Annotated in this window: 11 protein-coding genes; 6 read left to right on the top strand and 5 right to left on the bottom strand. The window is 70.8% G+C overall.

All coding sequences use genetic code 11. The features are described from left to right. Positions 1-3: 3 nt before the first annotated feature. The gene (locus ACWEOW_RS13485) at positions 4-978 is read left to right on the top strand and encodes a lysylphosphatidylglycerol synthase domain-containing protein (RefSeq protein WP_452269715.1); all 975 of its coding nucleotides are present in this window, start codon (positions 4-6) and stop codon (positions 976-978) included. Positions 979-1,192: 214 nt separating this feature from the next. Here the strand turns inward: ACWEOW_RS13485 and ACWEOW_RS13480 are convergent, their stop codons facing one another. Together ACWEOW_RS13480 and ACWEOW_RS13475 are read right to left on the bottom strand one after the other, a co-directional pair. Then, positions 1,193-1,660: a nitroreductase family deazaflavin-dependent oxidoreductase gene (locus tag ACWEOW_RS13480; RefSeq protein ID WP_452269714.1), complete on the bottom strand. Its 468-nt coding sequence runs from the start codon at positions 1,658-1,660 to the stop codon at positions 1,193-1,195. Continuing rightward, positions 1,627-2,370, bottom strand: coding sequence for a DUF3105 domain-containing protein (locus ACWEOW_RS13475; RefSeq protein WP_452269713.1), 744 nt, complete (start codon positions 2,368-2,370; stop codon positions 1,627-1,629). Before ACWEOW_RS13475 ends, ACWEOW_RS13480 begins: the two co-directional genes overlap by 34 nt. Positions 2,371-2,497: 127 nt before the next feature. Between ACWEOW_RS13475 and ACWEOW_RS13470 the strand changes: the two genes are divergently transcribed. The 5 genes from ACWEOW_RS13470 (at position 2,498) to ACWEOW_RS13450 (ending at position 12,097) form a co-directional block, all read left to right on the top strand. Beyond that, positions 2,498-3,442, top strand: coding sequence for a DNA-3-methyladenine glycosylase family protein (locus ACWEOW_RS13470; protein ID WP_452269712.1), 945 nt, complete (start codon positions 2,498-2,500; stop codon positions 3,440-3,442). 253 nt (positions 3,443-3,695) lie between these two features. Beyond that, a complete protein-coding gene (locus ACWEOW_RS13465) occupies positions 3,696-5,819 on the top strand; it encodes a hypothetical protein (protein ID WP_452269711.1) in 2,124 nt (707 codons plus the stop codon). A 185-nt stretch (positions 5,820-6,004) separates the two neighbouring features. Next, positions 6,005-8,185 carry a hypothetical protein gene (locus ACWEOW_RS13460; RefSeq protein WP_452269710.1) on the top strand — a complete coding sequence of 727 codons (2,181 nt, stop codon included), beginning with the start codon at positions 6,005-6,007 and terminating at the stop codon, positions 8,183-8,185. A gap of 178 nt (positions 8,186-8,363) precedes the next feature. After that, on the top strand, positions 8,364-10,550 hold the full coding sequence (locus ACWEOW_RS13455) for an FG-GAP-like repeat-containing protein (RefSeq protein WP_452269709.1): 2,187 nt from the start codon (positions 8,364-8,366) through the stop codon (positions 10,548-10,550). Between the two features lie 341 nt (positions 10,551-10,891). Beyond that, positions 10,892-12,097, top strand: a complete 1,206-nt coding sequence (locus ACWEOW_RS13450; protein WP_452269798.1) for a glycosyltransferase — start codon at positions 10,892-10,894, stop codon at positions 12,095-12,097. A 207-nt stretch (positions 12,098-12,304) separates the two neighbouring features. Here ACWEOW_RS13450 and ACWEOW_RS13445 read toward each other — a convergent pair whose 3' ends face one another. The 3 genes from ACWEOW_RS13445 to ACWEOW_RS13435 all read right to left on the bottom strand — a co-directional run bounded on the left by ACWEOW_RS13445 (position 12,305) and on the right by ACWEOW_RS13435 (position 14,902). Beyond that, entirely contained in the window at positions 12,305-12,784 is a 480-nt protein-coding gene (locus tag ACWEOW_RS13445; RefSeq protein WP_452269708.1) for a hypothetical protein, read from the bottom strand. Positions 12,785-12,907: 123 nt separating this feature from the next. Beyond that, the gene (locus ACWEOW_RS13440) at positions 12,908-13,858 is read right to left on the bottom strand and encodes an acyl-CoA thioesterase (protein ID WP_452269707.1); all 951 of its coding nucleotides are present in this window, start codon (positions 13,856-13,858) and stop codon (positions 12,908-12,910) included. Between the two features lie 147 nt (positions 13,859-14,005). Next, positions 14,006-14,902 carry a hypothetical protein gene (locus tag ACWEOW_RS13435; RefSeq protein ID WP_452269706.1) on the bottom strand — a complete coding sequence of 299 codons (897 nt, stop codon included), beginning with the start codon at positions 14,900-14,902 and terminating at the stop codon, positions 14,006-14,008. Positions 14,903-14,910 lie beyond the last annotated feature (8 nt).

The following is a 14,910-nucleotide window of genomic DNA, read 5'->3' as shown; positions in this document are numbered from 1 at the left end:
GATATGAACCGCAGAAATCTCCTCAAGGTCGCCCGCGTCGCCATCGCCTCCGTGATGCTCGCCGCCGTCGTCTACGCGATCGCGAAGAACTGGGCCGACGTCTCCGTGTACCTCTCCCAGATCTCGTGGCCGACGTTCCTGTGGTCCACGCTCGCGGCCGCGGTCGGCACCTGGCTGACCATGATCGGCTGGAAGGTCATCCTCAAGGATCTCGGCTCCGACCTTCACCTCGCCCCGGCGTCGGGCGTCTACTTCGTCGGCCAGCTCGGCAAGTACCTTCCCGGCTCGCTGTGGTCGGTGCTCGTCCAGGCCGACATCGCGAGCCACCTCAAGGTGCCGCGGCGCCGCACGGCGGTCGCGGGCCTGCTCGCGCTCGGGTTCGCCCTGCTCACGGGCCTGCTCGTCGGGCTGCCGGCAGCGTCCTTCCTGCTCCACCGAAGCGCCTCGACCGGGTTCGACTGGTGGCTGCTGCTCGGCATCCCCCTGCTCGTCGTGCTGTGCGTGCCCAGGCTGCTCAACGCGCTCATCGCCAGGCTGCTTCGTGCGATGCGGCGCCCGGCTCTCGAGCAGGAGCTGTCGACGGGGGCCGTCCTGCGCGCGGTGGGGATCTTCATCAGCGTGTGGCTCTGCTTCGGCGTCCACACGCTGCTGCTGGCCCGGGCGGTGACCAGCGGCGCCGCCCCGCACCCCGACCTGACGACGGCCTCGATGACCGGCTACGCGCTGTCGGTCTCGCTGGGCATGCTGACGGTCGTGCTGCCGGCCGGCATCGGTGCCCGCGAGGGCCTGCTCACGGTCATCCTGTCGACCGCGATGCCCACCTCCGCGGCCGCGGCCGTCGCGATCACCTCACGGTTCATCGTCACGATCGTCGACGTCGTCGCCGCGCTCGGCGGCTGGCTCTACGCGCGGTCGCACCACCTGGTCAGCGCGCGGCGGGCCCGAGCGGTGCCGGCCGACGAGGACGTCGCGGTCTGAATTGTCTGGGCTCGCTCCGCTCGCCCGCGTTCGGCGCGCCTTGACGTCACGCCTTCCCTCCTCGGCTCGCTCGCTGGCGCTCGCTTCGCTCGTCGGTCCAGGCGTGACGCGCGCCGAACCCTCGGCTCGCTCGCTGGCGCTCGCTTCGCTGGTCGGTCCAGGCGCGACGCGTGCCGGACTGCCGGCGGACCGACCCGTCCGGCGGGACTGACGGTCAGGCCGGCTCGAGGATGAAGACGGGGATCAGCCGGTCGGTCTTGCGCTGGTATGCGGCATAGTTCGGGAACGCCTCGACGCAGCGGGCCCACCACTCGTCGCGCTCGGCGCCCTGCAGCTCGCGCGCCTGCCTCGGGCTGACCTCGGTGCCGTCCTGCAGGTCAAGGAGTGGGTTCCGGCGCAGGTTGTAGTACCACTGCGGGTGCTCCGGCGCGCCGCCCATGCTGGCGACCGCGGCATACACGCCGTCGTGCTCGACTCGCATCAGCGGAACCTTGCGGACCGCGCCCGACTTCGCGCCGACCATGGTCAGGAGCACGACGGGCAGGCCCTGGATGTCGACCGAGGCAGTCGTGCCGGTGCGCTCGATCTCCTCGACCTGGTTGCGCGTCCAGCCGCGGGGGCTGGGACGGTACTCGCCCGAGACGGACATCAGGCGGCGTTCGGCTCGGGCGCCGAGCTCCACGGGAACTTCTTGACGAAGTTCTCGACCACGGTGGTGTTCAGGCCGCCGCACAGCTCGCGATGACCCATCTGGTTGGAGACCTGTCCGGTGCTCTGGTCGACTGTGGCGGCCCAGTGCGACAGGGCGTACTTCTTGCCGGCCGGGAACGCGCCGTAGGCAGGGTTCCAGGGGCTGATGATGAACTTGTTGCCGGACTCCTTCATCGCGTTGATCTGCGTCGAGAGGGCCTGGAACGCGCTGGCCTGCTCCTTCTCGACGGAGCGGTCGTACCACAGGATCGTGTAGCCGTGCTCGAGGTTGTGCACCAGCGTCTCGACGGCCGGGGCGTCGGCGGTGGTGTAGATCTTGCGCGAGTTCACTGCCGGGACGGCGAAGTGCTTGCCGCTCGAGGGCGGCACCGTGGAGTAGTCGATCTTGGTGACGTTCGGCTGGTTCGTGCCGGGGCCGACGTGCTCGCTGGAGCCGCTGGCCGGGTCGTTGGTGATGGGGTCACAGGAGGCGGCCGCGACGTCGCCGTTGATCGCCGCGAGCGCCTCGTTCTTCTTGTTCTGCTCGCCGATGACGGCCCAGGCGATGGCCGCGCCGATGATGGCGACGATGGCCACGCAGGCCCCGATGACGACGAGAAGCCGGCGGCGCTCGGCCTTCTTCTGGGCCGCCTGCATGGCGGCGACGCGCTCGCGGCGGTCTCGGCTCGTCTCGCGGGCCATCGGTCCTCGTTCCTGTCTGGGCGTGCGGATGGTCGGGTGCTGCCGCGGGCTGCGGAGGCGGTGAGTCGCCGCGACACGGGTGGTGTCACCTTCAACGACCGTGCCGAGTGTAAGCGAGGATGTTGTGGTGACCGTAGACGAGACACCCCTCGACACACCGCAGGCCCGGGTGTGGCACAGCGGGCGGCCGATCGCGCTGCGTGCGCAGCTCGGCGTCTTCGGCCACGGGTCCCGTGACCCAGCGTGCCGGTGGGGCCCCGACGGTTCGGTCACCCGCGCGGTCCAGACGCCCGAGGGCGTCGGCACGCTGCACCTGGTATGCCGTCCGGCGGGGTCCGAGGTCGAGGCGCTGGCCTGGGGTCCCGGGGCGCAGTGGCTGCTGGACTCGGTGCCCGCGCTGCTCGGCGACGACGACGACATCGAGGGCTTCGCACCGCACCATGCGCCGGTAGCCGAGGCATGGCGGCGCTTCCCGCACTGGCGGATGGCCCGCTCCGGTCTCGTGTTCGACGCGCTCGTCCCGGCGGTCATCGAGCAGAAGGTGACCGGTCAGGAGGCCACTGCGGGGTATCGCATGCTGGTGCGCCGTTTCGGCACCCCGGCCCCGGGGCCCTTCGCCTGGCTCTACGCACCGCCCACCGCCGCGGAGTGGGCTGCGATCCCGTCGTGGGCGTGGCTCCAGGCCTCGGTCGACGGCGCGCGCTCGCGCACCATCGTCCGGGCAGCCGGGTATGCCGGCCGGCTGGAGGAGGGTGCCAAGCTCTCCGTCGTCGAGGCGAACCGGAGACTGCGCGCCCTTCCGGGCATCGGCGTCTGGACCGTGGCCGAGGTCGGGCAGCGCGCTCTCGGCGACGCGGATGCAGTCAGCTTCGGCGACTACCACGTCGCCAAGGACATCGGCTGGGCGCTCACGGGCTCGCCCGTCGACGACGCCGGGCTGGCGGAGCTCCTCGAGCCGTATGCCGGCCATCGATACCGCGTCCAGCACCTGCTCGAGCTGGCAGGTCACCATCGGCCGCGCCGTGGCCCGCGGATGGCGCCGCGGACGCATCTGCCCACGCGGATCCACTGACCCACTGACCCGCCGGCATACCCGCTGACCCGGCTGACCCGCTGACCCACCGGCATACCCATGTCCCAACCGACATAGCAAGTGCGCGCCTGCGACCCGGCCCACGCTCGACGTCCACGGTCGCGCCCTACTTGCTGTGTCGGTACGGACGTGCGTCGGACACGAACCAGGCGGCCGACTTGACGACATGGCTTAGGCTCCACTCGGCCCGCCGGGGGAGGCCGCAACTCACATCACGACGAAAGGGAGCCTCGTGGCTCGTCACACACAGGGGGCACGGGCGCTGGCGCTGGGGCTCGGCTCGGCCTTGCTGGCCACCATCGCACTCGCCGCTCCGGTCGCGGCTGCTGGCCGAGACGCCTACCGCCAGTCGGTTCGCGGCCGCACGGGCGACATTCTCGCCGCGGCCGGCGGTTCGTCGGTCCAGGCGCCGACCTTCCTCACCTCCGCTCCTGGCACGCGCAAAGGCCTGGGTATGCCGTCCGGCCGGGCTTCGACGGACGCACTGTCAGCGGGCAGCTCGGTGGCGGCGCAGGCGACCTGCGATTGGACCGTCCTCGAGGTGGATCAGCTCGCAGAGCGGAGCGTGCTGCACGTCAGCTGGGCGGGCGCGGCGTCGGTAGTCATCCAGCGGCAGCGCAACCAGGGCGCGCTTCGAACGCTCGGCACGCTGAGTGGTGGCTCCGGACGCTTCGTCGACAAGGGCATCAACCAGCGCGCCGCCTACTGGTACCGGCTGACCGCCAAAGACCCGAAGGGTGTGTCTCTCGGCACATGCGACAGCGGCCTGCTGGGGATGAGCACTGACGGACACTCCCTCATCGACAACGTCGTCGCGGGCACCGGCCTATACCGCGCCAATCCCTGGGGCCTCGGTGAGTCCACGGTGAGCGGCACGTTCGTGGCCCCGGCGTTCTCAGCCGACGGCCGACTGTACGCCGCGACGCACGTCGACGAAGTGACTGGCAAGGGAGTCCTCGAGGTGCGGCGCGCGGCCACCGACTCAGTGGCTTTCACCATCGACCTCGGAGACGTGGAGTCCCCCGCAGATCCCGCGTTCTCGCCTGACGGCCAGACGCTCGCGTACACGCGCTATAGAACCGTCGACGGTGCGCCGCTCGGACTCGGCTTCGTCGACGTCCACGGCTCGCACGTGAAGTCTGCGGCGACGTATGACGTCCCGGTCGCAGAGCCGTCGTGGCGAGGCGATAACAGCACGCTGGTCGTGTCCTCCTGGGATGCTGCGATGGGACTCGCGGTGGTGTGCCGCACGTGCGCCACCGTGAGTCCACTGAGCGGCACGGCGGGAGGCTACTCGCCCGAGGTGGCGTCTGACGGCTCGGTCTTCTTTGCCATCACCACTGACACGTCGAGCACGCTCAACAAGCGCACCACGAGCGGCGCAGTCTCGACCATTCGGTCGTCCGCGACCGACGTGTTCGCCCTGCCGCGACTCGCTCCTGACGGGACGCTGTTCTACGAGCGCGACGTTCCTGATGACCCCGTCAGCCCGACGTCCTGGCACGTCCAGGTGATGGAGATCGAAGCTGCCTCACCCAACTCCGAGCTGTCCACGTGGATCGGCGAGACGCCCGGCTACTCCGGCTACGACGTCCGTCAGCCTCAGAGCAAAGGCACGTCCGACTTCGCCGGTGACGCGCACGACGAGCTCGTGGCGCGTGACACCAGCGGTGTGCTGCGCGCCTATGACCACGAAGGTTTCCTCACGCCAAGAGTCACGCAGATCGGCACCGGCTGGGGCGGGTTCACCGCGATCCTGCCCCTGGACCTGACCAGCGACGACCGGGCGGACCTCGTCGCACGCGACGCCTCCGGCGTACTCTGGCTGTACCGCGGGCTGCCGGGGCATAAGTTCGCCGCTCGGGTCAAGCTCGGCACCGGCTGGGGCGGCTATCTCCTCGTCGCTCCCGGTGACTGGAACGGTGACGACGTTGCCGACCTGCTGGGCCGTGACGCGTCCGGGAACCTCTGGCTCTACCCTGGGACCGGCCGCGGCACCCTGGCGCCGCGTCGGCAGATCGGCAGCGGGTGGGGCGGCATGACCTCACTGGTGGGCTCCGGGGACATCGACCTCGACAACCGACCCGACCTGATGGCCCGTGACAAGGCCGGCAACCTGTGGCTCTACCCGGGCAGCGGCGTCGGTGGCTTCCAGACCCGACGGTCCCTGGGCACCGGGTGGGGGTCGTTCACGGCGCTCGCTGTCACCGAGCCGACGAACCAGTACGCGACGGTCTTCGTCAGAACATCGACGGGCCGGCTGCAGAGCTACACCACCCACGGAGACGGCGCCATCTGGTCCGCCACGCGCACAGACATCTACACCGGCTGGAACGGCTGGCTCGTCACTGCCTGAATCAGCAGCGCCGGCCCATGAGCGGTCGGCACGGGATGGAACCGGCGCACGCGCGGCGTTCGGACGGCATACGTCAGGTTTCATGCCATTGCGGGCACCTCGCGCGTCGGGTCTCTCGCCCGTGCTCTAGGCTCCAGGCGGCCCAGGGGAGGGGTCGTCCATCAGACTTCGAGAAAGGGAGCCACGTGGCTCGTCACAAACCGGGGGCACAGGCCCTCGCGCTCGGGCTCGCTTCGGCGCTGCTCGCACCCATCGCCCTCGCGTCAGCGGCCGGGGCGGCCCCGGCCGCCAAGGGGATCGACCGCGACGCACTGAGGGGTCGCACCGGGCACGTCGTCACCGGCAGCGCCCGCGCTGCCAAGGCGGCACCGGCCGACACGGGCGCGGTCTCGGCCAAGGCGCAGACCCGCACCAAGGACGGCGCGGACAGCCGCCTGAGCGCCGCCCAGTCGGCGCCGCTCAGTGAGACGTCTGGCACGTCTGGCACGTCGACCGCGGCGACCACCTGCGCCGCGGGACAGGTGCAGGTCAACACCCTCGCCGAGCGCTCTGTCGTCCGCGCAACGTACACCGGTGCGACCAACCTCACGATCCAGCGCAAGCGTGACGGCGGGTCGTGGCGCAGCGTGGGGACGGCGAATGCCGCGTCCATCGTCGTCAACGACACGACGATCAACCAGCGCGCCTTCTACCAGTACCGCCTCATCGCCAAGACCGGCACGACGGTCTCGCTGGACTGCATCGTCGACGGCTGGTTCGGCACGTGGACGCAGGACGGCTGGGGGGAGACGGACGCCGTCGTCGCCGGCTCGGTCGGCCTGTTCCAGCAGGGCCGCTGGGACCAGGGTGACCGCACTGTCACCGGCCAGTACGTCTCGCCCGCGTTCTCCACCGACGGACGGCTCGTCGCCGCGACGAAGGTGACCGACCCCACGACCCACCGTGCGGTCCTCGAGGTGCGCCGCGCCCTCAACGGTGCGCTGGTGTTCACCGTCGACCTCGGCACGACCGAGTTCCCCGGAGACCCGGCCTTCTCGCCCGACGGCCAGACCCTCGCCTACACCCGCTACGACGCGGCGACCGGCGACGCCAAGAGCCTCGGGTTCGTCGACGTGTTCGGCTCGCACACCAAGCGCGCTCTCAACACGGCGACCCCGGTCGGCGAGCCCGCCTGGCGCCCCGACGGCGTCTCGCTCGTCGTCACCGACTTCCGTGACGGCGCAGGCCTCGCCACCGTGTCCTCGACCGGAACGACGGTCACCGCGATCGCGGGCACGACCGGTGGGTTCACGCCCGAGGTCGGCATCGACGGGACGATCTGGTTCACCACGGCCAGCGCCACCACGAGCGAGCTGAAGCGCCGGGCCACCAACGGTGCGGTCGCCACTCTCCGCTCGACCGGCAACACGACCGACTCGTACATCTCGCCGCGCGTGGCGCCGGACGGCACCCTCTACGTCGAGAAGGACAGCCCCGACCCGGCCGACCCAGCCTCGACGATCATGTCGGTCTTCACCGTCGCCTCCACGGGCGCGGCCGATGACGTGGCGACCAACATCGGCTGGGAGACCCTCGACACGACGGTCGCCGGCTGGGACATCCGTCAGCCGCAGAGCAAGGGCACGTCCGACTTCGTGGCCGACGCGAACCACGATGTCGTGACCCGCGACGCCAACGGGGTGCTCTACGCATACCGCAACGTCGGTGGCGGCGACCTGACGACGCGCACCCAGATCGGCTCGGGCTGGAAGGGCTTCAACACGATCCTGGCCGCCGGCGACCTCAACGGTGACGACCAGGCCGACCTCGTCGGGCGCGACGCGGCCGGAGCCCTCTGGCTCTACCGCGGCAAGCCGACCGGCGGCTTCTACGCCCGCACCCAGCTCGGCTCCGGCTGGGGCGCCTACTACCTCGTGGCCACCGGTGACTTCAACGGCGACGACAAGGCCGACATCATCGGCCGCGACGCCAAGGGTGTCCTCTGGCTGTACCCCGGCACCGGCCGCGGCACGCTGGCCGCTCGCGTCCAGATCGGATCTGGCTGGGGCGGCATGAAGTCCATCACCGGGACCGGTGACTTCGACCTCGACGGCAAGGCGGACCTCGTCGTCCGCGACAGCGCCGGCACGCTGTTGCTCTACCCGGGCAACGGCAAGGGCGGCTTCCTCGCGCGTCGCCAGATCGGCACCGGCTGGGGTGGCTTCACCGCCATCACCGCCGTCGAGGCCACGGACGGCAACCCCGTCGTGTACGCCCGCACGTCGGCCGGAGCGCTGCGCAACTACATGGTGTGGGGTGACGGTGTCTTCATGCCCGGCTACCTGCTCGAGGGCAGCGGCTGGAGCCCGTTCCTGATCACCTCCTGACAGGCACGGAGCGCACCGCTCCGGCCTGAAAGCACAGGTATGCCGCCCGGCTCAGCCGGGCGGCATACCTGTTGGTTCGTCCTTCAAGTGGAGTTGGCCGCGAATGTCCTCCCTGTGCCTTATGCTCCAGGCGGCCCCCGGGAGGAGGGGGCCCACACACCAGGAGAAAGGGAGCCACGTGGCTCAACACAGACAGGGGGCGCGGACTCTCGCGCTGGGGCTCGCTGCGGCCCTGCTCGCACCGATCGCGCTGGCGGCGTCGGCCGGCGCAGCACCGCCGGCCAAGCGGATCGACGCCGACAGCCTCAGGGGCCGCACCGGGCACATCGTGACCGGGAAGGCCGACGAGGCCAAGGCCGCTCCGAAGGCCACGAAGGCCAGCCCGTCGCTCAAGGCCCGCAGCAAGCCGACGATGTCGGCCTCCGGCGGGGGCACGGCGACCCGTAGCCTCGCGGGGCCGCTCGCCGATGCGGCTCCGGAATCGTCCACGGCCGTCGCGGCCAGCTCCTGCACGATCGACCAGGTGTGGGTGAACACGCTCGCCGACCGGTCGGTCGTCCACATCGCCCAGCCGGGGTCGACGAGCCTGACGCTGCAGCGCCTGCGTGACGGAGGTTCGTGGCGCACGATCGCGACCGTCAACGCTGCCGCCGGGGTCGTCAACGACAACACCGTCAACCAGCGCGTGGGCTACCAGTACCGCCTCATCGCCAAGAACGGCACGACCGTCGCTCTGGACTGCATCACCGACGGCTACTACGGCACGTGGACGGAGGACGGCTTCGGCTATGCCGATGCGGTGGTCGCCGGCACGACGGGCATCTTCCAGCAGGGCGTGCTCGACCAGGGCAACCGCGTCCACTCCGCTCGCTGGGCATCGCCGGCCTTCTCGACCGACGGCCGCCTCTACGCGGCGACGAAGATCATCGACTCGACGACGGGACGTGCGGTCCTCGAGGTGCATCGCGCCGCCAACGCCGCCCTCGTGTTCTCGGTCGACCTCGGCACCACGGAGTTCCCCGGCGACCCGGCCTTCTCGCCCGACGGCCAGACGATGGCGTACACCCGCTATGAAGCGGCCACGGGCTATGCCAAGGGTCTCGGCTTCGTGGACGTGTTCGGCTCGCACACCAAGCGCGCTCTCAACACGGCGAGCCCGGTCGGCGAGCCGTCGTGGCGCCCCGACGGCGTCTCGCTCGTCGTCACCGACTTCCGTGACGGCGCGGGCCTTGCCACGGTGTCCTCGACCGGCACGGCCGTCACGCCGATCGCGGGGACGACCGGTGGGTTCACGCCGGAGGTCGGCATCGACGGGACGATCTGGTTCACGACGGCCAGCGACACCAGCAGCGAGCTGAAGCGCCGGGCCACGAGCGGCGCGGTGGCAACGCTGCGCTCATCGACGACCGACTCGTACATCTGGCCGCGGGTGGCACCGGACGGCACGCTCTACGTCGAGAAGGACACGCCCGACCCGGTCGACCCGAACGCCTACAGCATGGCCGTCTACACGGTCGCTGCGACGGGCGCGGCCGACGACGCGATCACCAGCATCGGCTGGGAGGTCGAGGACACCAACATCCTCGGCTGGGACGTCCGGCAGCCCCAGAGCAAGGGCACGTCAGACTTCGTGGCCGACGCGAACCACGACCTCGTCGCACGCGACGCCAACGGCGTCCTCTGGGCCTACCGCAACTCCCTCGGGTATGACCTGAACGGACGCACGCAGATCGGCTCGGGCTGGAAGGGCTTCACCGCCGTCGTCGCCGTCGGCGACCTCAACGGCGACGACCAGGCCGACCTCGTCGGGCGCGACGCCGCTGGGACGCTGTGGCTCTACCGCGGCAAGCCGACCGGTGGCTTCTATGCGCGCACCCAGCTGGGCACCGGGTGGAACAGCTTCTACCTCGTGGCCACCGGCGACTTCAACGGGGACGACAAGGCCGACCTCATCTCCCGTGACAGCAAGGGCGTCCTCTGGCTGTACCCCGGCACCGGCCGCGGCACCCTGTCGGCGCGCGTCCAGATCGGCTCGGGATGGGGGATCATGAACTCCATCATCGGCACCGGTGACGTCGACTACGACGCCAAGGCCGACCTCATGGCTCGCGACACGGCGGGCCGCCTGTGGCTCTACCCCGGCAACGGCAAGGGTGGGTTCCTCGCCCGCCGCCAGGTCGGCTCGGGCTGGAGCGGGTTCACCGCCATCACGGCCACGGAGGTCACCTACGGCACGACCCAGGTCTGGGCCCGCACGTCGGCCGGCGAGCTGCGCGGCTATGTGGTCACCGGTGACGGCAAGTTCCTGTCCGGCGGCTACCTCTACGAAGGCACCGGCTGGAAGCCGTTCCTGCTGACCTCCTGACGGGCCGCGGAGCCCTGCGGCTCCCGCCCGATCGCACCGTATGCCGCCCGGCCCGCTGAGCTGGGCGGCATACGTGTGCAGGGGACGTGCGGCAGCGCGCTCGGTCCTTGGTCGGCCACGCCGTCTTCGCGCGCGGTCGTGCGTGCGGCCGCGCTGGTTTGTGCACCGCTGGCCATCCGGTGAACTCCGTGTGTCCTGTCCCGACAGCGGCGATACTGCTCACAGATGTCAGGTCGCCGACGACGTGCCGCTGCTCTTCGCGTGCAAGCAGTCGTTGGCGTCGGGCGTCGCGGAATTTACACCGTCGCAAGGTCCACCGGCCGTTGGAGGCCAACGTGCGCATGCTCTTCTCGACGACTGCCGGGGCCGGTCACTTCGGTCCGCTCGCCCCCATCGCGCGCGCATGCGCTGCGGCCGGTCACAAGGTGCGGGTCGCCGCGCCGGTGTCCTTCGCCGACCAGGTCGAGTCGGCGGGTCTGGTGCATACGCCCTTCGCCGACGTGCCGCCGGAGGTCATCGGGCCGGTGTTCGGCAGCCTCGGGTCGATGACGATGGAGGACGCGAACGCGACGGTCGTGCGCGAGATCTTCGGGCGGCTCGATGCCCAGGCCGCCCTGCCCGGTGTCGGCGAGATCGTGTCCGCGTGGCGTCCCGATGTGATCGTGCGCGAGCCGTGCGAGTTCGCTTCTCTCGCAGTGGCCGAGCGGGAGGGGATCTCGCACGTGGAGGTGGCGATCGGGATGGGAAGCATGATCGAGTGGGCCCGGGGGTATCTCTCGGAGCCGCTCGCGGAGCTCGACATCCTGACGGGACTCGAGCGTGGCCGCCTGGCATCGGCGATGGCCGGTGCACCGGTGCTCACGTCCGTGCCGGCCAGCGTCGACACGGCGGGAGGACGTGGTTCCCCGGACGGGTCGGGGGCCGTCGCGCCTGCTGTCTCCGAACCCCGGGCCACCTGGCGCTATCGCGACGTCGACGGCTCTGACCGGGAGGGCTCGCTCCCGGGCTCCTGGGGCGACCCCGACGCGCCCCTGGTCTACGTGACGTTCGGCTCCGTGACCGGTGGGCTCCGCGAGTTCAACGGGGTCTTTAGACCGGCGCTCGACGCGCTCGCCGACCTTCCGGTGCGGGTGCTGCTGACGACCGGGCGCCCGGTCGACCCCGAGTCGCTTCGTCCCTGGCCGGACAACGCGCTGGTGCAGCAGTGGTGGCCGCAGGAGGACGTCATGCCGCTCGCATCGGCGATGGTCGGGCACGGCGGTTTCGGCACGACCCTTGCGGCTCTCGCTGCGGGGGTGCCCCAGGCGGTGGTCCCACTCTTCGGCACCGACCAGGCGGTCAACGCCGCTCACGTGCAGGACGTCGGGGCCGGCCTACAGCTCGACGGTGGCCTTGCCGCCGTGGGAGGCCTGGCGTCTGCCGTCTCGACTCTTCTCGAGGACGCACACTATCGGGCCGGGGCGGCCGCGGTCGCGGCCGAGATCGCTTCTCTGCCAAGCACTTCCGAGATCGTCGGTACCATCGAGAGGCTCGCCGCAGGTGGCTGACCGGGTTGGGGTCTCGGACCGGCTGCCGCGTCGAGTGGTCACTCCGTCTCAGCGGCCCGGGCCGGGGGTGGCGTCATTACGCCCGCCCTGTGAGTGGGGCTCGTTGCGTAGTCGGGGGCCCTGCCGCCGGCGCGCGGTGAGCCGCGGTCGGCATACGACGGGATGGTGCGTCGTTGCGAGTGCGGTGGGAGGGGAGCGACCGGCCGGTCACGACCTCGTGTCGACTGCGACCCAGTTGGTCTCCCAGCTGGCCCCGCCGTCGGTCGAGAAGCTCTGCTCGAACCTCCACGAGTCCTCGGCTGGCCTCTCGATGACGAAGCGTACGTCCACGTCCCGGCCCGCGACGACCTCACGCGAGCGGAACTCGCCGCGCCCGCCCTCGTCGAACGAGCCGACTGCGGGCGGCGCGACCTCACCTGCCCCTCGTGAGGCGAAGTGCACGTGCCACTGGGAGGTCTGCTCGTCATAGAGCCGCAGGCTCAGCGCGTGCAGCTCGCCCGCAGGGCCAGAGGCGTCGAGCTGGACGAGGTTCGCTGCGCCTCCCCAGACCGGGCTGACGTGGGTCGTCCCCGCGAACTCGACCCACGTGCCCGACCCGCCGAGGGGTGGCCGGAGCACCGCCAGGGCGGTACGCCACGTGCCGATCTCGTCGTCGAAGTCGTGGCGTCCGTCCCGCTGGTGGCTCACGGTGTCGACGGTACGTCGGGCCCGGCGGTTTGACCCGGTCCAATCGCCTGTGAACCGTTTGGTCCATGCTGGCTTCGGTGGCTACCGTGGCCTGACGATGTTGGGACTGAGTTCGCCTGTCGCTCAGGGGATGTGGCGCTCGACGTCGACACGATGACGCAGCTCGATGAGGTCGAGGGCGTGGTCCCTCAGCGCGAGGTCCTCGTCGCTGACGGGCTCCCAGGTGCGGGCCGGGACGGCGTGTCCCTCGTCGTCGAGGGGGACGAACACGATGAGGCAGTGCGTCGTCAGGTCCATGGCGCGGGCGGCCGGGTCGCCAGATCGGACATGGACGCTGATGTGCATGCTCGACGTGCCGGTGAACAGCAGGCGCGCGTCGACCTCGACGAGATCGCCGATGCGCAGCGGGCGGTAGAAGCGGACGCCTCCGGCGTACACGGCGACGTTGGCGGCGCTGCCTGTCCAGCGGGTGGCGAGAACGTGGGCGGCCTCGTCGATCCAGCGCATGACGATGCCGCCGTGGACCTTGCCTCCCCAGTTGACGTCGGTCGGAGCGGCGAGGAACCGCAGGACGATCCGCGGAGCCGTGCCGTCGTCGGTGTAGGTCTGGGCGGCCATCGCCTGGGCGATGTCGTTGCGCAGGGTGATCCGCGTGACGGCGGACTCCTGCCACGCGCGGTCGGCATCGGTCTGCGGGGCGTAGTGCGGGACCCGGGTGGGGCGCCCCTGCTCGTCGACGGCAACGAAGACCATGAGGCACTCGGTGGTCGGAGTGAGCTGTCGCTCCTTGGGGTTGCCGGCGCTGACGGTGACGAGGATGTGCATGCTCGACGTGCCGGTGTGGATGATCCGTGCCGTCGCCTCGACGAGGTCGCCGACCTCCACGGGTCGGGTGAACCGCACGTTGCCCACGTATGCCGTGACGCAGTAGGTGCCGCTCCAGCCGGCGGCTGCGGCGTACCCGGCCTTGTCGATCCACTCGAGGACCCGACCCCCGCCGACGGTCCCCGAGTAGCCCGCGTCCGTCGGGGCGGCGAGGAACCGCAGGGTGACCTCTCGCGCATCGGCCCGCATGACCCTCAGCGTGACAGACGGGCACGGCATGCCGCCGGATGGTCCGTCAGGCGGCCCGGGCCATCGGTCGGTCGGGCCGGCCGCTCAATCCAGGCTTCCGCTGGCACGGTCACTCCAGCGTCCGATGGTGCGGGCTGACCTTGGTGCTCACGGCGGCCGCCCCGCGAGCGCGACCTGGACCGGCACCGCGTCGCCGTCGGTCACCAGGAAGCCACGACCTCGACGGCGGTGTCCCGACGCGTCGAGGCGGATCCTGAAGAGGTCCCCGTCGGTGGGGGCTACCGCTCCTATGATGAGCCCGTTCGCGTCGCGGGCCACCTCGGGCACAAGCCCTCGAAAGGCGGCCAGGGCTCGTGACAGGTCGGCACCGGCGACGAGAATCCCCGCGGTCCCGGCGAGGTTCCGCGCGTGGTCGAGGAGCACCGGTTCGACCGGCGTCCCGTCGAGCCGGTCGGCCTCGTCGACCACGAGGCACAGATCGGGGATCGTGCTCCGCAGCTCGACCAACGTCACGGCGTCTTCCGGCAGCACGGCGTGACACCCGTTCTCCGACGCCCAGGTGTGCATTCGGGCGTGGTGGCGTGCGACGACAGCGACGGCCCGACCGGCGGCGACGAGCTGTGTGCCGATGACGGCGAGCGCGTTGCTGGTCCCCATCCTCGGGGCTCCGGCGACCAGGATCCGCCGCTGGCCCGCGTGTGGTCTGAACCCGACGGCGCGGGCGTCGTCGCCCCCGAGCCCGACGGTCACCAGCTCGGTCGAGACCCTCAGGTCGGTCTGGGCGACGCTGTCCGGCAGGGGCTTGACCTTCCATGGCCGGGCGCCGGTCGTGTCGGACGCCAGCCGGACGACCTCGTCGATCGCCGTGGTCGTCGAGTCGGCCGATGGCACGGACCCGGGCAGCGCGAGCTGCACGTCCAGGCCGGTGCGGAGGTCTATCGCTCGTCCCGGGGGTCGCCTCGCCCTCCCGACCGAGACGTCGAGGCCCGCCAGTGTGAGGTCGACCGGATCGGGCAGGTGAAGCAGAAGTCTGTCGTCCAGCATGCCTGGGA

Source organism: Monashia sp. NPDC004114, from assembly GCF_053603855.1.
Note: the sequence above shows the minus strand (reverse complement) of the source record. Positions and strands in the feature narration are given on the sequence as shown.